The sequence below is a fragment of the Alkalihalophilus lindianensis genome, assembly GCF_032843265.1.
In the GTDB taxonomy this organism is placed as follows: Bacteria; Bacillota; Bacilli; order Bacillales; family Bacillaceae_D; genus Alkalihalophilus; species Alkalihalophilus lindianensis.
In genome coordinates, this window is record NZ_JAWJBA010000002.1 from 588,719 (window position 1) to 608,092 (window position 19,374).

Annotated in this window: 17 protein-coding genes and 1 riboswitch; of the genes, 4 read left to right on the top strand and 13 right to left on the bottom strand. The window is 38.8% G+C overall.

All coding sequences use genetic code 11. From position 1 onward, the window contains the following. Positions 1-80 precede the first annotated feature (80 nt). The 8 genes from RYX56_RS09535 to RYX56_RS09570 all read right to left on the bottom strand — a co-directional run bounded on the left by RYX56_RS09535 (position 81) and on the right by RYX56_RS09570 (position 9,275). Entirely contained in the window at positions 81-533 is a 453-nt protein-coding gene (locus RYX56_RS09535) for a DinB family protein (RefSeq protein ID WP_317121824.1), read from the bottom strand. A gap of 66 nt (positions 534-599) precedes the next feature. Continuing rightward, on the bottom strand, positions 600-1,481 hold the full coding sequence (locus RYX56_RS09540; RefSeq protein ID WP_317121825.1) for an NAD(P)-dependent oxidoreductase: 882 nt from the start codon (positions 1,479-1,481) through the stop codon (positions 600-602). A 116-nt stretch (positions 1,482-1,597) separates the two neighbouring features. Further along, complete coding sequence (locus RYX56_RS09545; RefSeq protein WP_317121826.1) at positions 1,598-2,602, bottom strand: siderophore ABC transporter substrate-binding protein; 1,005 nt, start codon at positions 2,600-2,602, stop codon at positions 1,598-1,600. Positions 2,603-2,678: 76 nt separating this feature from the next. Continuing rightward, on the bottom strand, positions 2,679-3,437 hold the full coding sequence (locus RYX56_RS09550) for an iron ABC transporter ATP-binding protein (protein ID WP_317121827.1): 759 nt from the start codon (positions 3,435-3,437) through the stop codon (positions 2,679-2,681). Then, positions 3,431-4,378 (bottom strand): iron chelate uptake ABC transporter family permease subunit, encoded by a 948-nt coding sequence (locus RYX56_RS09555; RefSeq protein WP_317121828.1) that lies wholly within the window; start codon positions 4,376-4,378, stop codon positions 3,431-3,433. The genes RYX56_RS09550 and RYX56_RS09555 overlap by 7 nt, the downstream gene beginning before the upstream one ends. After that, positions 4,368-5,321 (bottom strand): ABC transporter permease, encoded by a 954-nt coding sequence (locus RYX56_RS09560; protein WP_317121829.1) that lies wholly within the window; start codon positions 5,319-5,321, stop codon positions 4,368-4,370. The genes RYX56_RS09555 and RYX56_RS09560 overlap by 11 nt, the downstream gene beginning before the upstream one ends. A gap of 211 nt (positions 5,322-5,532) precedes the next feature. Next, on the bottom strand, positions 5,533-7,053 hold the full coding sequence (gene cshA, locus RYX56_RS09565) for a degradosome RNA helicase CshA (RefSeq protein WP_317121830.1): 1,521 nt from the start codon (positions 7,051-7,053) through the stop codon (positions 5,533-5,535). A 560-nt stretch (positions 7,054-7,613) separates the two neighbouring features. After that, positions 7,614-9,275, bottom strand: coding sequence for a glycoside hydrolase family 13 protein (locus tag RYX56_RS09570; protein ID WP_317121831.1), 1,662 nt, complete (start codon positions 9,273-9,275; stop codon positions 7,614-7,616). A 475-nt stretch (positions 9,276-9,750) separates the two neighbouring features. On the opposite strand from RYX56_RS09570, the gene RYX56_RS09575 reads away from it, so the two are divergent. Both RYX56_RS09575 and RYX56_RS09580 read left to right on the top strand, forming a co-directional pair. Next, entirely contained in the window at positions 9,751-11,394 is a 1,644-nt protein-coding gene (locus RYX56_RS09575) for a PTS transporter subunit IIBC (protein ID WP_317121832.1), read from the top strand. Positions 11,395-11,400: 6 nt separating this feature from the next. Continuing rightward, positions 11,401-12,201, top strand: a complete 801-nt coding sequence (locus tag RYX56_RS09580) for an endonuclease/exonuclease/phosphatase family protein (RefSeq protein ID WP_317121833.1) — start codon at positions 11,401-11,403, stop codon at positions 12,199-12,201. A gap of 33 nt (positions 12,202-12,234) precedes the next feature. Here RYX56_RS09580 and RYX56_RS09585 read toward each other — a convergent pair whose 3' ends face one another. The 3 genes from RYX56_RS09585 to RYX56_RS09595 all read right to left on the bottom strand — a co-directional run bounded on the left by RYX56_RS09585 (position 12,235) and on the right by RYX56_RS09595 (position 14,185). Then, positions 12,235-12,654: a potassium channel family protein gene (locus tag RYX56_RS09585; protein WP_317121834.1), complete on the bottom strand. Its 420-nt coding sequence runs from the start codon at positions 12,652-12,654 to the stop codon at positions 12,235-12,237. Between the two features lie 117 nt (positions 12,655-12,771). Further along, entirely contained in the window at positions 12,772-13,758 is a 987-nt protein-coding gene (locus RYX56_RS09590) for an alpha/beta fold hydrolase (RefSeq protein ID WP_317121835.1), read from the bottom strand. 4 nt (positions 13,759-13,762) lie between these two features. Then, a complete protein-coding gene (locus RYX56_RS09595; protein ID WP_317121836.1) occupies positions 13,763-14,185 on the bottom strand; it encodes a hypothetical protein in 423 nt (140 codons plus the stop codon). Between the two features lie 209 nt (positions 14,186-14,394). On the opposite strand from RYX56_RS09595, the gene RYX56_RS09600 reads away from it, so the two are divergent. Beyond that, entirely contained in the window at positions 14,395-15,756 is a 1,362-nt protein-coding gene (locus RYX56_RS09600) for a cytochrome P450 (RefSeq protein ID WP_317121837.1), read from the top strand. 241 nt (positions 15,757-15,997) lie between these two features. Here the strand turns inward: RYX56_RS09600 and RYX56_RS09605 are convergent, their stop codons facing one another. Both RYX56_RS09605 and RYX56_RS09610 read right to left on the bottom strand, forming a co-directional pair. Next, complete coding sequence (locus RYX56_RS09605; RefSeq protein WP_317121838.1) at positions 15,998-16,456, bottom strand: flavin reductase family protein; 459 nt, start codon at positions 16,454-16,456, stop codon at positions 15,998-16,000. A 105-nt stretch (positions 16,457-16,561) separates the two neighbouring features. Next, positions 16,562-17,227, bottom strand: a complete 666-nt coding sequence (locus RYX56_RS09610; protein WP_317121839.1) for an NAD(P)H-binding protein — start codon at positions 17,225-17,227, stop codon at positions 16,562-16,564. A 111-nt stretch (positions 17,228-17,338) separates the two neighbouring features. Beyond that, a riboswitch (TPP riboswitch) is annotated at positions 17,339-17,453 on the top strand. A 134-nt stretch (positions 17,454-17,587) separates the two neighbouring features. Here RYX56_RS09610 and thiC point away from each other — a divergent pair. Next, positions 17,588-19,366 carry a phosphomethylpyrimidine synthase ThiC gene (gene thiC, locus RYX56_RS09615; protein WP_317121944.1) on the top strand — a complete coding sequence of 593 codons (1,779 nt, stop codon included), beginning with the start codon at positions 17,588-17,590 and terminating at the stop codon, positions 19,364-19,366. Positions 19,367-19,374 lie beyond the last annotated feature (8 nt).

A 19,374-nucleotide genomic window follows, 5' to 3' on the forward strand; every position in this document is an offset into this window, starting at 1 on the left:
AGAACGACAAAGAGTGACAATAGCTTTTCCTGACTCTTAATAAGAACTCAACACACTTTATCTTTTCTTTACATAAACAGTTATTTTGTCAATCTCATTAATGATTGAATCGTACTTAAATGCATTGCTTCATGACCTACTGCAAACATCGCTAAATCCCCAATAGTCGGCATGTTAAAAATATTTCCTTTAGGCTCCTCACCTAAACGACCTTGTATACTATCTTGTAGTTTTTCTACTTGTCCTTCTAGCTCGGCCATAATTTCATTCAACGATGGTACTTGATCATCCCAATCATCAGGACTTGTCCCTTTGTCAAAATACGTGGCATACCCATCTGGATAGCTAGGAGCCTCGCCAAGCATTTGTGCGGTTAGACGATCATGGATCACTACAATATGACCTGCATTCCAACGAATATTATTATTGAAACGCTCAGTGATTTTATCGACCTGAGCTTCTTCTACTCTTTGTAAGGTTTTCAAAGTAAGTGTACGCCATGTATTCCATTGTCTAAAAATCTCAGTTTCCATCTCTAACGCCTCCTAGAAAGTAGTTTCTCTTTCAGTTTAAATGGATCAATCAAATTAAGAAAGCGATTACACCCGCTCCTGGTACAACTTAATAAGCGCCTGTGTGCCCTCATCCTCACTGCCACGCTCGATTAACTCTTCATACATTTTTTTTGCTAATTCAAGTCCTGGAGTCTTTAGACCGAGTTCTTTTGCTGACTCGAGAGCAATCGTCATATCTTTAACAAAATGCTTAATATAAAACCCTGGCGAATAATCTTGCACTATCATTCTCGGTGCTAGATTGCTTAGTGACCAACTTCCTGCTGCCCCGTTTTCAATACTATGTAAAACTCTACAAGGATCTAGCCCTGCTTTTTTCGCATAGCTAATCGCTTCTGATACACCAATCATATTTGAGGCAATCGCTATTTGGTTAACCATTTTTGTATACTGGCCCATTCCCGCTTCGCCTTGTAAAACAACGTTTGTGCCCATCGCTTCAAATATTGAAAGAGCTTCAGTGTATGCCTTCTCTTCTCCACCAACCATAATCGTCAAACGAGCTTCTCTTGCTCCAATATCTCCGCCTGAAACAGGAGCATCAAGAGCCGTCATATCCAGCTCTTTTGCAGCTTTTGCAATTTCTTTTGCTAGAGTAGGACTCGATGTGGACATATCAATTAAGATGGTTCCTTTTTTACAGTTTCTTAATAGACCTTGCTCATCAAAATAAACGTCTTTTACCTCACTTGGAAAACCGAGCATCGTAATGACTACGTCAGAAGTGTTGGCTATTTCAGAAATCGATTCACACCAATGGCAACCCTCGTCAAGAAGGTCTTCCGCTTTCGATTTCGTTCTTGTGAAAACTTCTACTAAAAAGCCAGCTTTCATTAAGTTACGAGCCATGCTTTTCCCCATAACTCCTAATCCAATAAAACCGATCTTTACTTGTGTACTACTCATTTTCAACACACCTTTCGTATATGTCTAGTATTCTCCTTTTCATTTTATATTCCTTTAATACAATAAAAAAAGTCCACCTTCACATCATTTTCTGTTGTAAAGGTGGACAATATGTCTTATTCGATTCCAGCACTTACTTCTTGTACCATTTCAGATACAGCCGTTAAACCGCCACTCGTAATATACCAGTTAACAGCATCAAGGTAGACGATCTTACCCTCTTCATAAGCTCGAGTAGTTTGTACTAGTTCATTTTCAATCGTCTGCTGACCTGATGTTTCACCACCGACAACAGCTACACGATCAATCACAAATAAGTATTCAGGATCTTGCTCAACAATGTATTCAAATGAGATATTTTGACCGTGGTTTGATACTTCAATTGTTTCATCTGTAGGAGCTACACCAAAGTCATCATGCAAAAGACCAAATCGTGAACCAGCACCATACGCACTAATATCGCCATCATTAGCCATAATCAATAGACCGCTTGCTTCTTTAGCTGTCGCTTTTTCATATAGATCATCAATTGATTGTTCAATTTCAGCTATCTTCTCTGATGCTTCATCTTCTTTTTCAAAAATTTCTGCTAGTGTTGTTACATTTTCTTTAAATGATTCTACGTAATTTGTTGTATCAACACCCATGAAGATTGTTGGAGCAATATCATTTAATTCCTCATATGCTTCAGAAGCACGACCGCTAATAATAATAAGATCTGGATCCATGCCATAGATTGCTTCAAAGTCTGGTTCAAATAATGTTCCAGCATTTTGGTAATCATCGCCTTTATACTTCTCAAGGTAATCTGGGACATTTTCTTGTGGTAATGCCATTACATCTACTCCAAGTGTATCTAATGTATCTAGAACACCCATGTCAAAAACTACAACTTTTTCAGGATTTTTAGGAACAACCGCTTCTCCTAAATCATGCGTGATCGTAAGCTCGGCACTATCTGAAGCTTCCTCATTTTCTTCCTCTTCGACTACTTCTTCAGTCGATTCTTCTGCCTCTACCTCTGCTTCTGAGATCGTTTCAGTAGCATTATCACTACCGCAAGCCACAAGGGCAATTGTTAAAAATACAAGAACGAACATGAACATCAATGAACGTTTCACTCCACTCACTCCTCTATCTATTTTTCTATTTATTTAATAGAATGACGGTTAAATCATCCTTCTATTACTAGTAGAACTAAACAAAATATACACACACTCGTTGGTTATTAATATCATTGATTTGAATATCCATATCATAGATCTCTTTTAAAGCCCCATTATTAATAATTTCATGAGTAGGGCCTTCTTTAACCACTCTTCCATCTTTTAAAGCGACAATATAATCTGAGTAGAAGGAAGCAAAGTTAATATCATGAAGGACAATGATGATCGTTTTCCCGAGATCTTTCACCATTCTCTTTAATACCTTCATGATTTGTACAGAGTGCTTCATGTCTAAGTTATTAAGCGGTTCATCTAAGAGAATATACTCAGTGTCTTGAGCAATAACCATCGCAATAAATGCTCGCTGTTTCTGACCTCCACTTAACTGATCAAGGTACTTATCTTGAATGTCACGCAACTCCATATAATCAATGGCCTCATCAATAAAGGCCCAATCTTCTTTCGTTAAATTTCCTTTTGAGTATGGAAACCGACCAAATGAAACTAAATCTCTAATCGTTAACCGAATGTTGATATTGTTTGCTTGCTTTAAAATCGATATTTTTTTTGCGAGATCTCCACTTTTGGTTTCATTGACCTTCGCATTATCAATAATGACTTCACCCGTGTCCGCATCAATGAGACGACTAATCATTGATAGTAACGTACTTTTCCCTGCGCCATTCGGTCCAATAAAAGACGTGATTTTCCCTTTTTGAATCGTTACCGAGACGTTATCGACCACTTTCTTTGCACCGTATTCTTTCGTGATGTTTAGGACTTCTACCATTTTTTACTCTCCTTTAATAAAAGATAGAGGAAGTACACACCTCCAACAAAATTCACAATGACACTGAGCGGCGTTGCAAATGAAAAGATCCTTTCAACAATTAACTGACCACCAACAAGAGCGATGATGCTAATAAAAATGGACGCGACGATGATGTAGGAATGCTTGTACGTTTTCATAAACTCATAGGCTACGTTGGCCACGAGTAAACCTAAAAACGTAATCGGCCCCACTAGAGCAGTTGCAATTGATATCATCATCGCAATGATTACGAGCAACCGCTTAATAACATAGTCATAATCAACACCTAAATTAATCGCATGCTCCCTTCCTAGCGAGAGTACATCAAGGTATTTATTAAACTTGAAATAATACAGGCAAATCATTCCAAACAATAAAAGAGAAAGCCATAAGAGGTCTGTGTTCACATTGTTAAAGCTGGCAAACATTCGATTTTGAACCGATAAAAATTCATTCGGATCAATAATAACCTGCATGAATGTGGAAAGACTGCCAAACAATGTCCCAAGAACGATACCGACTAACAAAAGGAAGAAGATATTTTGTCCGCCTTTTTTAAATAATGCCCGATATAATACCCCTGCAAAAAGCACCATCACAATGACTGAAATACCAAAGTTCACATGCTTATTTAGTACCAATACACTCGTTGATCCAAATGAGAAGATCAAAAACGTTTGAATAAGCATATACAATGAATCAAGCCCGATAATACTAGGCGTTAAGATTCTGTTGTTGGTAATCGTTTGAAAAATGACGGTAGAAAAGGCGATAGCAGCGCCTGTAATGATGATCGCTAAAATTTTCGTCGCTCTTCTAGGTAGTGCATACTCCCAGTTATTCAAGTCAATGAATAAAAAGAGCGTAACCAATGTTAATGCCAAGACGATTAATAGATAAATTTTTGTTTTAGAACCCATGTTTTGCTCTCCCAAGTAACAGATAAAGAAAGATTCCACTTCCAATTACACCGACTGTTAAGCCAATTGGGATCTCATATGGATAAATAATAATTCGGCCAAGAATATCACAAGCCAATACGAAGACTGCACCTAATAAAGCCGTGTGAGGTAAGTTTTCTCTTAAATTATCTCCTTTGTAAATCGTTACGATATTAGGAATAATTAATCCCAAAAATGGAATCATTCCCACTGTGAGGACAACGACTGATGTAATAGCTGCCACAATCACTAAACCAATGTTTACGACTTGCTTGTACTTCAATCCTAAATTCTTTGAAAATTCCTCACCCATTCCCGCAATGGTAAAGCGGTTTGCAAATATGTACGCAAGTATAAGTAATGGAATGCTTATGTACAACAACTCATATCGCCCGCGAATAATGACAGCAAAGTTCCCTTGTAGCCAAGATGACATGTTCTGGATTAAGTCATATCGATAAGCAAAAAATGTGGTGATCGATCCGACGATATTTCCAAACATCAAGCCCACGAGTGGGATGAAAATGGTGTTTTTAAATTTAATTCGCTCAAGTATTTTCATGAATATGAACGTACCAGCTAAGGCAAAAAGAAAGGCAATAATCATTTTGTGAAGCGGACTAGCTGATGCAAACAAAATCATACTCACTAAGATTCCTAGCCGGGCAGAGTCTAGAGTCCCCGCAGTAGTCGGAGAAACAAATTTATTTCTCGTTAACTGCTGCATAATTAATCCGCATATACTCATCCCCACACCAGCAATAATGATACTAACTAGCCGAGGAATGCGACTCGTTAAAAAGATATGCGCTTGCTCCTCCGTCATACTAAATATTTCTAAAGGCGAAATACTAGACACACCTACAAACAATGAAGCAATCGATAACACAATAAATAACAATACTAAGTATTTAATCTTCATAGCTCTTCCTAACCTGTTTTAAACGTTTATCAACATGAAAATTTATTTGATATTCATTATCATTCTCATTAGTAATGATATTCATTATCATCAATAATGTCAATCATTCTTAATGAATTTGACGAAACTTTTTTAAGTTACTGGTCATTTTTTTCGTTTTTTCACACAAAAAAAGTCATCCTCAAGTTGAGAATGACTTTTTACCAAGCTATTATGCTTGTTTAGATTTACGGTATTGTCCACCACTACGGCTACCTTGGCTTTGGCCACCTGAACGACGATCGCGGTTACGATCATCTTTGCGGAAGCTGCCACCTGGGCGACGACGATCACGACTGCGATCATCACGACGTCCACCACCGCTACCACTACGGTAAGGCTTACCGCCACCTTGTGAACGATGCTTCTTAGCACGTAATGGTGCTTCACCAGTTAACTTCACTTCAGTCGTATCTGGCTCTTTTGTAAGAAGCTTTAATGCAGCTGCAAGAGCAGTTGTTGCATCTGTTTCTTGAAGAAGTTCTTTTGCAATCACACGGTATGCATCTGCATTGTCCTCTGTGATTAATTGACGAAGCTGATCAACTGCAAGCCCTTGTTGGCCTTTAATTGCTTCCTCGTATGAAGGAACATCTTTACGAACCATTTTCTTTTTAGAAACTTGTTCGATTGCTTTAATATGATCTTTCTCTCGTGGTGTAGCAAATGTTAATGCTACACCTGATTTACCTGCACGTCCTGTACGTCCAATACGGTGAACATAGCTTTCAGGATCTTGTGGTAAGTCGAAGTTATAAACATGTGTAACGCCGCTGATATCTAACCCACGTGCCGCAACATCTGTTGCTACAAGGACGTCAATTAAACCACCTTTAAACTTACGTAATACGCTATCACGCTTCGCTTGGTTTAAATCACCATGAATCCCCTCAGCACGGAACCCGCGTTTTGATAATGCTTCAGAAAGCTCATCAACACGACGCTTTGTACGACCAAATACAATCGCAAGCTCAGGTGCATGGATATCCATGAAACGACATAGAGTATCAAACTTTTGACGTTCATGTACTTCTACATAGAACTGTTCGATATTTTCCATTGTAACTTCTGTTGATTTTACAGCAATCAGCTTTGGCTCAGTCATAAATGTTTGAGCAAGCTTTTCGATACGCTTAGGCATTGTAGCTGAGAACAACAATGTTTGGCGCTCTTTAGGCGTTTCACTTAAGATTGTTTCGATATCTTCAATGAAGCCCATGTTTAACATTTCATCTGCCTCATCAAGAACCACTGTTTCTACTTCTTGAAGACGGATTGTTTTACGACGCATGTGATCCATTAGACGACCTGGTGTTGCTACAACCACATGTGGTTTATTTTTAAGGTCACGGATTTGTTTACGCATATCTTGACCACCGTAAACTGTTACCGTACGAACGCCTTTAAATTTACCAAATGCGAATAATGATTCTGCTACTTGATTAGCAAGTTCACGCGTTGGAGCAAGAATTAATGCTTGCACGTGATCTTTATTAATATCAATACGATCAATTAATGGTAAACCAAATGCACCTGTTTTTCCCGTCCCAGTTTGTGCTTGACCAATAATATCTTTACCTTCTAGTGCTGTTGGGATTGTTGCTGTTTGAATCGGTGTTGCTTCCTCAAATCCCATTTGTGTTACTGCTCGAACTACCTCTGCGTTCAAACCAAATTCATAAAAAGTTGCCAAATCAAAAATCTCCTTTATCTTAACTGATTTTAGCGCCTTGGTGAGCCGCGACACGTGAAAGATGTCACATAAAAGAGTCATACCACCTCTTTTGGCTCCCATAAGCCTAACATCTTCTCAATTAGCTATATTATACGTACGTAGAAAGACCATACCCCACAACGATCTGGAATATGGTCGTTATAACGATGCTATGTGTCGCCTATTCCTAAAAAGGTCGGCGCAAATTTCTTTTTAAAAACAAATTCAATCATAACACGTGCAACAAGGAAAAGCAACGTAGCATGAAAGAGAATTATTTTATGCATCTTTACGACTACCATTAAAAAAGTGTGGGTATGAGCGAAAACGCATCACTTATGTGCGGTTCTCGTTAAAGATAGAGCGCAAATTTTATTATAAGTGCGAAATCACACCTACTATGTGCGCTATATATATTTTATGTTCAAATCAAGTTTTTATGTGCGCACAAGTACTCTTATGAGCGAACGACACTAAGTATGATCTCAACAAAAAAAACAGCAGCCCCTCCTAAGAAAGACTGCTGCACCTTTTACTCATTATGCTAAACGATACATTCTTGCTTCATAAGGACGTAGAGTAGTTACTGAACCTACTTCTTGATAATTTCCAAGTAGTAATTCCGTATCTTCTTTTACTTCAATAGTTGCGAGGTCGACATCTACACCTGTTGCAAACAAATTCACAACGACTAAGATTTTCTCATCGTTTAACGTTCGCGTATAAGCATAGATTTCCTTATGCTCTGGTAACAATAAGTCATAATTTCCGTACATCAACACATCAGAGGATTTACGTAGTGTAATCATTTTTTTATAGTACTGCAAAATTGAATCCGCTTGCTTCTCTTGTGCTACCACATTAATCTCTTTATAGTTTGGATTTACCCCAAACCAAGTTGAATCTCCAGTAGAGAATCCACCATTAGCACTATTATCCCACTGCATGGGCGTTCTTGAGTTGTCACGACCCTGCTCCCATATGATCTCCATGATTTCTTGATGAGAACGACCTTTAGCCGTTTCAATCCGGTAGAAGTTTTTCATTGACACATCATCATATTCTTCAATTGTATCGAATTGAACATTGGTCATCCCAATTTCTTGACCTTGATAAATAAATGGCGTTCCTTGCATAAAGAAGAACATGGTGGCTAGTGCTTTTGCGCTCTCAGACCAATATTCTCCGTCATTGCCCCAGGTAGAAACACTACGTGGTTGATCATGATTTTCAAGGAATAGAGCATTCCAGCCACGACCTTCTAAGCCCTTTTGCCATTTTGTTAATGTTTCTTTTAGGGAGATTAAATCAAGCTCTCCACCCGTCTCTTTTCCCCAAAGACCAAGGTGCTCAAATTGAAAAATCATGTTGAATGCTCCGTTTTTTTCTCCAACCCAACCATCAGCCTGATCAAGTTTCACCCCATTTGCTTCGCCGACGGTCATTACGTCATATTTAGCAAGTGTTTCATCCTTCATCTCTTGTAAGAATTTATGGATACCTGGGCGGTTCATATGTCCCTCAAAAGAAGGTACATAATCGAGCCCTTCTGGATTAGGAAGATCAGGTAGGCCATCAATTTTTTTAATATGAGAAATAGCATCTACACGGAAACCATCAATCCCTTTGTCCATCCACCAGTTCATCATGTCATATAAAGCATGTCGGACATCTTGATTTTCCCAATTTAAATCAGGCTGCTTTGTTGAAAAGATGTGCATATAATACTGCTTTGTCTTCTCATCAAATTCCCAAGCCGGTCCATTAAAGATCGATTCCCAGTTGTTTGGCTCACTCCCATCAGCACTCGCATCGCGCCAGATATACCAGTCACGCTTTGGATTATCAAGTGATGAACGCGATTCAAGAAACCAAGGATGCTCATCAGAAGTATGATTGATCACTAAGTCAATGATGAGCTTCATTCCACGACTGTGGACTTCTTCTAATAATTGATCAAAGTCAGACATTGTACCAAAGTCAGACATAATATCTTGATAATCACTAATATCGTATCCATTATCATCATTAGGAGAACGGTACATCGGACAAATCCAAATCACATCAATGCCGAGACCCTTAATATAATCCAGCTTTTGAATAATCCCTTGTAGATCACCAATTCCATCTCCATTTGAATCCATAAAACTTCGAGGATACACTTGGTAAGCGACTGCCTCTTTCCACCACTGTCTTTTCATTTAAACCCCTCCAACTCTTTATACAGTCAAAATAAAACGTTTACATTATTAAGTATCTATAAGATCTTCAGTATCTCATCTTACTTCAATTATCACACGAGACAAACGTTTGCGCATACTATTTGCTCATTTATTATAAAACGGAATGCCAAAAGATACAATGCTTTCTCTAAATTCCTCTTACAAATGTAAATATTTACAAATGATATTGTTTATTTTATCTTTTAAGTTAGTTTCTAAAAAAAGAAAATCACCTTTAAAAACGCTTACCTTCAATAATAATTTGGTTTTCAGAAAATGTTTCAACTAGGAAAATTCCAAAAAACACTTGCAACCTAAAAAAAGTTTTACTAAAATTACTCATGTGCAAACGTTTGCTCATTATCGAGTGAACTTGTTTATGAAAACGGATTCTGAAAACGATTTAGTTTTTTTGTACAAACATAAAAATATAACTATTAGAGGAGGAACAAAGATGAAACAGCTAATTTCATTTGATTTTTGGCAAAAGCTAGGAAAAGCATTGATGGTCGTAGTAGCTGTTATGCCAGCTGCTGGGATTATGATCTCTCTTGGTAAGCTAATTGCGATGACTGGTGGAGACATGATGGTTATCCAAACTCTTGCACGAGTAATGGAGGATATTGGATGGGCCATTATTACAAACTTACACATTTTATTCGCTGTTGCCATAGGTGGATCGTGGGCGAAAGAAAGAGCAGGAGGAGCATTTGCTGCTTTGATCGCCTTCATTTTAATTAACCGGATTACTGGTGCACTTTTTGGTGTAAATGGGGACATGCTTCAAGATCCTGACGCAACAATATCCTTTTTTGGTCGTGAGTTAATTGTTAGCGATTACTTTACATCCGTACTTGGTGCTCCTGCCCTTAATATGGGAGTCTTTGTCGGGATTATCGCTGGTTTTGTAGGGGCCGTGTTATTTAATAAATTTTATAACTTTAACAAATTACCAGAATCTCTGTCATTCTTTAACGGAAAACGCTTTGTACCATTTGTCGTAATTCTTGGATCTACCATAACAGCACTTGTGCTATCATCATTCTGGCCATTTGTGCAAACGCTATTAAATGACTTCGGTCAATGGATTGCAACATCGCGTAACACTGCACCTGTAGTGGCGCCATTCATTTTTGGTACATTAGAACGTCTACTCTTACCATTTGGTCTACACCATATGTTAACGGTTCCAATTAACTATACAGAGCTCGGCGGAACATACGTTATTCAGACTGGTGAGAATATTGGCCGTGTGGTTGCCGGACAAGATCCATTATGGCTTGCTTGGGTGACTGATTTAACGAATATGCTACGCGCTGGTGATCTAGCTGGGTACAACCAATTACTAGAAGATGTTACTCCTGCTCGTTTTAAGATTGGACAAATGATCCTATCGTCTGCTGCTTTAATTGGTGCGGCACTTGCAATGTACTTAAACGTTGATAAAGAAAAGCGTCATAAGTATAAGCCTATGTACTTGTCAGCTGGACTTGCTGTTTTCTTAACAGGGGTAACGGAGCCAATTGAATTTATGTTCATGTTTGCAGCTCCTGTTCTCTATGTTGTGTATGCTATATTAACTGGCTTTGCTTTTGCTGCGGCTGATGTGATTAACCTTCGTATTCACTCATTTGGATTTATTGAATTACTGACGAGAACACCGATGTCTATTTATGCAGGACTTGCTCGTGACCTAATTAACTTTGTTGTGGTATGTCTTGTATTCTTTGGCTTAAACTTTGTAGTCTTTAACTTCTTAATCAAGAAAATGAACTTACCTACGCCAGGTCGTAACGGAAACTACCTTGAAAATGAAGAAGAAGCTAATCGTTCAAAAGACAAAGAAACTGGAAGCAAGGATGAGCTTGCAGGTAAAATCATTGCTTTACTTGGTGGGGAGGATAACATTGAAGATGTAGATGCTTGTATGACTCGCCTTCGTGTAACAGTGAAAGATACTGAAAAAGTAGCGACTGAAGCTGATTGGAAAGAAACTGGTGCACTTGGCTTAATCGTTAAGAGCCGAGGAGTTCAAGTTATTTATGGCCCAAAAGCGGATGTCATAAAATCTGATGTACAAGATCGATTAGGAGCGTAGATACTGTTGAAGCTTTTAACTTTAAATGTTCATGCCTGGCAAGAAGATCAACAAGATGCAAAAATCAATGAACTTGCACAGGCCATTTACGAAGAACAATACGATGTAATTGCCATTCAAGAAGTGAGCCAACACCGAGATGCAGAATTGATTGATGGCGATGTTAAAGCTGATAATTACGGTTACGTCTTGCTAGAAAAACTTACATCTCTTGGTGGAGACCATTACAAAATGGTTTGGGCTCCCTCCCATTATGGTTACGAGGTATATGAGGAGGGGCTTGCTCTCCTCACTCGTCATCCAATTGTTGACTTCTCTCATTTTTACGTAACAAAAAGTAAAGAGATGACAAACTGGAAGGCTCGCACAATCGTTCATGCAAAAATTGACGTGAACGGATTCATTTCTAATTTCTATTCTTGTCATCTAGGCTGGTGGGAGGATACAGAAGAACCTGCACGAGAACAAATGGAAAAACTTCTAAACCATCTTCCCTCTAATGAGCGTGTGTATTTAATGGGAGATTTCAACAACCACGCAGATCTCCGCGGTGAGGGTTACGATTTTCTTTCGCAAAATGGATTTTTAGACACGTATCAACTTGCACAGGAGAAGGATTCGGGAGTAACAGTTGAAGGAAAAATTGCCGGATGGGACCAAAACAAACAAGACCTTCGAATTGATCTCATTTTGACCAACCAACCTACAGTTGTTTCTACATCGAATGTCGTGTTTAATGGAAAGAATCGTTCTATTGTATCTGACCATTATGGTGTTGAAGTTACGGTTTCACCGAAAAGTGAGTGACCAATCCGGTTACTCACTTTTTTACGTTATAAGTTAAGCCTTCTCTTCACTTTGCTGAGCTGCACTGAACCCTTTCATGAAGTAAGCAGCCGGAAGTAATAAGCCGATGCTTGCTTGAATGATAGAGAAGAATCTAGCCACCCCAATTGGTACAAGGTCTCCGTAACCAATTGACAACATCGTAACCCCACTAAAGTAAAGAAAATTTGCAAAGGTCTGCTCTGCTGGTTCTCCGGTTGGATCATTAATAATCAGAACCGGCTCCTGTATAGAAAGTAGATAATAAAGACATGCAAATCCTACTGTAGTAGCAACCAACACGTAGAACAATTTATAAAAAAGCACAGGGCAAAAGTAGCTCTTTTTATAAGATTTATTGGTAAAAAAATAATAAAGGTTGGCCACCAAAAATAAAATAGTGATGGCAATTAATATCATCGAAGCCACACTCATCCCTCCTTTCATACCTATTCACCTTTTCAGAGTAAGCAAACCTCTATTTCTATTTAACAAGAGTGATAACAAAACGAAATGAACGATCCCAAGCAATACATCGCTTGGGATCGTTCATTATTCAAACCGTTCAGACCTACCCTCTAGCCATTCACTTAAAAATTCTGGTATTTCTCCTTTGAGCGCTAGACTTATATGTCCTCCACTTACTCGCTTGTACGTTTTGTCTATACTTGCCACTATGTTCATTAATGGTTTAGTCATCTCCTCAGGAACAATCAAATCTTCTGTTGTCGAAACGACTAAAAGATTTGTTGTAAGCTTTCGGAGATCCACCTTTTGTCCATTTATTTTAAGTTTGTTTTTTATTAGTTTATTTTCTTTACCAAGGTCATTCATTAATTGTTTAAGTGCAGCACCAGCAAAAGGGATATGACCATTTACCCATTCACCCACTAATTGTTTTTTTAGCGAATAAACGTCATCTTCTTGGGGACCAATTCGCGATAATAGTTTATCAAATGTAAATGGGGATGTAGCTGTACGCATCCCAAACTCTACTAATTTTGCCGGGATCACTCTATATTCATCGATTAAAGAATCCAAACTTATTTCTTCTTTTTTTAATGCTTCAGCCCATTTTGATAGAATAGGAGGCTCACTAAAATCAAGCGGTGGAGCAAATAATATGAGGTTTTTAATAGATTCTCTAGCAAGAGCTGCAAATATTAAAGCAAGTGTTCCGCCAAGACAATATCCTATTACAGTTAGATTCTCGGTTCTAGAATGGTGTAACGCTCGTTCTACTCCTTTTTTTATATACTTTAAAATGTAATCATCTAGCGAAGTGTCTCCATCCTCATATCCTGGTTTTCCAAAGTCGAGCAAATACACATCATATCCGCTTTTAGTAAAAGCTTCGATCATACTCATCCCAGGGGCTAAATCAAGAATATATGATTGATTTAATAGGGAATACACCAAAAATAATGGTGTATTGAACCTTTTCCGCTTTGCTGGGTAATACCAAAGTGTTGCTTTGTTTTTCTTCCAAACTGCTTTACGGGGTGTTTGTCCTATTTCACCATTAACACGTTTCTGCATTCTACTACCACTCCCGCTCCACCATTTTTTGAAGATCATAGAGAAAATGTCGAGGATCTGTTATATGAGGATTGACCTTGAGTAATGGCGAAGCTGCATCTAAATTTTTTAATGGCGTTGCAGTTTCCTTAGCTGATTGGCTAAGAGTCATCACCTTCTCCTCTAAAGTATCTATTTTTTCTTCTAATTGAATAATGAGTTTTGCTATCCTTGCCATATCATCTTTTGTAGGTAGATTTAATTGTTGTGCAACTAGCTCTGAATACTCTCTAAGTTTACTTAGTGCCTCAACGTGCTCCTCTAAAAAATCGTTTACCTCTTGAATAGTTAAAGGATGATCTAACCATTTATGCACTTGGGTATTTAACTCTCTTTCTAGTTTCTTCCCAACAGACTTAAGCTTTTTCCGCTCACTTTTTTTCCCCATCTGCTTAACTTCCTCTCTTTTAGAATGATGTCGGCTCTCTAATTGCCTTTTATACTATATACAAGCTTCTCTTATCAGGTGCCAAAATCAATCAAACGTTTGCTAAGCGATATCATCAAATCCTTCCCTTTTCCGCAACTATACCTATCAACTTTTTCATCTCTTCATACTCTAATTAAGTCAATAGAATAAAATTGAGGATGATAGTGATGAAAACTAGATATGAAGTAAAGCAACAGATAGTCCCTGGTCCAAAAGGGCATTGGTTACAAGGGAATCTACCTGAATTTAAAAACGATCCCCTTCAATTTTTAATGAACCAATCCAACCAATATGGAGAAATAAGCAGGTTCCGCTTCGGTCCCTTTCAACAGGTTTATTTTGTCAATGATCCTGTACTGATCAAAGAGGTACTTGTCACTAAGCAAAAATCATTTATTAAATCTCGTGATATTCAAATGTTGAAGACCGTCGTCGGAGAAGGCCTTTTAACAAGCGAAAAAGAGGTTCATATGAAGCAGCGAAGGCTTATTCAACCAGCTTTTAAGAAAACACATATCGCTCAATATGCTCAAGATATGATCAATACTACTTCTAGTTATATAGAGGGTTGGAGCAATGGTGAGAAAAAGTCTATAACCAACGAAATGATGAACATTGCCCTTGGTATAATCACTAAAACCATGTTCAGTATGGATATAGGAGAAGAATCAAAAAGAATCGAAGCACCGATGGAGGCCGTAATGAAGTTAGGTGTGAAAAGAATGCGCTCTCTTATCACTATTCCACTTTGGATTCCGACCAAAAACAATCGAAAATTGAAAAGAGCAGTAAAGGAATTAGATGATGTCCTCTTTTCTATTATTAAAGAAAGAAGAATGGAGCCTAGTGAGCATACTGATTTATTAGGGATTTTAATGCAGGCAAAAGATGAGGAAAACGGACTCGGAATGACTGACAAACAATTGAGAGATGAACTAATGACTATTTTTCTTGCCGGACATGAAACAACAGCTAACTTATTGTCATGGACATTCTACCTCTTATCCCAGCACCCCGAGGTTGATGAAAAGCTCTACACTATAATTGAAGAATTAACACAAGGGAAGCCAATCACACCAGAACTCTACCCTCAATTAACGTATGCTCAACATATCATCTCAGAGTCGATGAGGCTTTATCCACCAGCCTATGTGATTGGTAGACAAGTGGAGGAAGATATAGAGATCGGCCCTTATCAGATGAGAAAAGGGGATATGGTGTTAATCAGCCAGTATGTTATGCACCGAAACCCTACTTACTATGACAACGCCGAAGCGTTTATTCCTGAACGCTTTGAACACAATTTCATTAAAACCTTGCCTACCTATGCCTACTTCCCATTCGGAGGTGGACCTCGGGTATGTATCGGTAATCATTTTGCGATGATGGAGGCCACACTTGCTCTCGCCACTATTGTTCAAAAATACCGCCTTACGCTATCAGCTGATCATCATACAGTGAAGCCACAGCCCCTTGTGACTCTTCGTCCCAAAAGAGGGCTTTACATGACTTTAAACAATAGAAAATGAGGCTGAGGCAAAAGTATTTTAACTTATGGAAAATCGAACATTACTGATGCGGTCTATGTAGACCGCTCCTGAAATATACTTCGCTTTCTGCGGGAAGCTGGTGAGCCTCCTCGCGCTAAGCACTGTGGGGTCTCACCTCTGCTTTTCATCCCGCAAGAGGTCTACATATATTTCATCCGCTCATTTAGCGCTTCGTTCGTATCCTGAGTTAAACCTCTTAGATATGTCCCAGCCCCATTTCTTAATCGACACAATCTTTACTTATGACACGATCATCAAGTTTCATATACTTAGACCTACCAAGGTAAAGTGGTATTGATAATTTTGTTAAATTAGGTAGTCCATTTTCAAGGAAACACTCTTCGTCCCGATAGAAACCTACTAGATCTGCTACAAAGAAATCATGATCCCCATATGTGTTTATATCGATTGTCTTGCACTCATAGGCTACATACGATTCCTTTAAGATAGGTGCACCGGTCTCTACACCTTCTTCAAACGAAAGAGTGGCCAATTTATCGGTCTTAGCTCCTGTTAAGATCCCGGCCTTCTGAATCTCCTCAGCTTTTTCAAAGGGGAGAAAATTAATCGCAAACATACCAGCTTCCTTCATTAGTTCATATGTGTAACGCTCCCGGCCTATCGCTACTCCATAAATTGGTGGCTCATACGAAATATACGTATGCCAACCTGCAGCCATGATGTTTTTCTTCTCATTAGCCTTCACCGTCACTAAAGCTACAAGACCAGGATAACTAACTATGCATAACTGTATGATCTACTTTTGTCCTCATCTAGTAACCCCCTACTCTTGTCCAAATTTCTCTATGTCATCAGATTGAATAATTGTCACACCCTCGCTTGCTTCTCTTATAGCTCGTCTATACATGGCACGAGCAACGACCTCATCTTTGATTCCTCTGTACTTTCGCATTGGCCCAGCTAATACTGGTTTAAGCAATTTCACCCCGATCTCGCCCATCTTCTCCCCAAAACGACATTCCTCTCTTTCTCCTAATAAAAGTGAAGGCCTGAAGATATCAACATGTGGATAACTCAATTCCTTTATCGCTTCTTCCATTTCTCCTTTTACTCTACTATAGAAAACACGCGAACTATGATCTGCTCCAATAGCAGAGATAACTAGGAGTCTTGAAGCACCTTTATTCCTTGCCATAGTAGCTACTTTTAGAGGGTAATCAAAATCAACTTTTTTAAATGCTTTTTTTGTTTTTGCTTTTTTAATCGTCGTGCCTATACAAATAAAAACATCATTCACATGTGGAAAACTCTCTTCAACCAAAGAGTCGAAATCGACCACATGTACAATTTGTTTTGGGTTCGTTTTATCCACAGGTCGTCTAACAAGTAAATGAACCTCTTTATATTCCGAGGCACTTGTCAGGTCCTTTACTACTTGTCTTCCAACAAGACCCGTCGCTCCAAGTATAAGTGCTGACCGTTTTCTCAAAACTACCCCCTCCTTTTTATTAATTATAATGAAGTTATCAAAAATGAGCGAAATCTTTCCTTGATTATTAAAACTTACTCATGATAGGATCAATTTGTAAGATAACTTAATAGCATTAACTAGGGGTGTCCAATGAGTTGGGCTGAGAGAAAGACGCAATGAAGTCTTTAAACCCTTCGGACCTGATCTGGCTCATACCAGCGTAGGGAAGTTAGACTCCTCAATTATGTCTATTTGACTACTTCTACATAGTGTAAGCCGGGCCCATTTTATTTGGACTCGGCTTTTTTATGTACTCCCCTATTCTTTTCATGTACAGATCTCGTCCTTTTATTTAAAAAATTAAAGGAGAGATGAATGATGTCCCAAATTATGCAAAAAAATGTATCGATTATGTCTAGCTTTTCAGGAAGCAAGAAAGTGTATGTGGAAGGCTCTCGTAGTGACCTGCTTGTTCCTATGCGTGAGATTGGTTTATCTAAAACAACTGGCGCTTTTGGAGAGGAAGAAAATTCGCCTATTCGTGTATATGATACAAGTGGTCCTTATACTGATCCTAACTATACAGTTGACTTAGCTAAAGGTCTGCCTCCCCTTAGAAAAGAGTGGATTATAGAACGAGGTGATGTAGAGGAGTACGTAGGTCGTAAAGTAAAGATAGAAGATAATGGGTATAAGGACGAGGCAGACCCTCGGGCAACATATAATGAATTTCCGCTTCTATATCATAAACCGCTTCGTGCTAAATCAGGGAAAAATGTAACACAACTTCATTATGCTAAAAAGGGAATTATTACGCCTGAAATGGAGTTTGTAGCCATTAGAGAGCAAGTAAATCCCGAATTTGTTCGGGATGAAATTGCAAATGGAAGAGCCATTATTCCTAGTAATATTAATCATCCAGAATCAGAACCGATGATTATTGGTCGTAATTTTCACGTGAAAATTAATGCAAATATCGGAAACTCTGCTGTGACTTCTTCAATTGAAGAGGAAGTAGAGAAGATGACGTGGGCGACACGTTGGGGTGCCGATAATATTATGGATCTCTCAACCGGAAAAGATATTCACAAAACACGTGAATGGATCATCCGAAACTCTGCCGTTCCTGTTGGGACAGTACCAATCTATCAAGCTCTCGAAAAAGTAAACGGAGTAGCTGAGGACCTGACCTGGGAAGTGTACAGAGACACACTAATAGAGCAGGCAGAACAAGGGGTCGATTATTTTACCATTCATGCGGGAGTCCTCCTGCGCTATGTTCCACTAACTGCTAAGCGAGTGACTGGAATCGTTTCTCGCGGTGGATCCATTATGGCGCAGTGGTGCTTATTCCATCATCAAGAAAGCTTCCTCTATACTCATTTTGAAGAGATATGCGAAATTATGAAAAGATACGATATTGCTTTTTCATTAGGAGATGGACTCAGACCTGGGTCAATTGCCGACGCCAATGATGAGGCTCAGTTTGCAGAGCTCGAAACGTTAGGAGAACTAACCCAACTAGCTTGGCAGCATGATGTACAAGTGATGGTAGAAGGACCAGGTCATGTGCCCATGCATTTAATTAAGGAAAATATGGATAAGCAACTTGAGTTATGTAAAGAAGCTCCATTCTATACACTAGGACCGTTAACAACAGATATCGCACCAGGTTATGATCATATTACTTCCGCTATTGGAGCTGCGATGATCGGTTGGTATGGTACAGCTATGCTCTGCTATGTCACCCCGAAAGAACACCTTGGCTTACCTAATAAAGAAGACGTACGAACAGGCGTAATCACGTATAAAATTGCTGCTCATGCGGCTGATTTAGCTAAAGGGCATCCTGGGGCACAAAAAAGAGATGACGCCCTCTCAAAAGCTCGTTTTGAGTTTCGGTGGAGAGATCAATTTAATTTGTCACTAGACCCCGAGCGTGCCATTGACTACCATGATGAAACCTTGCCTGCACAAGGAGCTAAAACAGCTCATTTCTGCTCCATGTGTGGTCCTAAATTTTGCAGCATGAGAATTTCTCAAGATATTCGCGACTATGCTAAAGAACATAATCTAGAGACGAAAGAAGCGATTGAAAAAGGGATGAGAGAAAAATCACAGCAGTTTAAAGACGGTGGTAATGACCTTTACCTTTAATAAAGGAG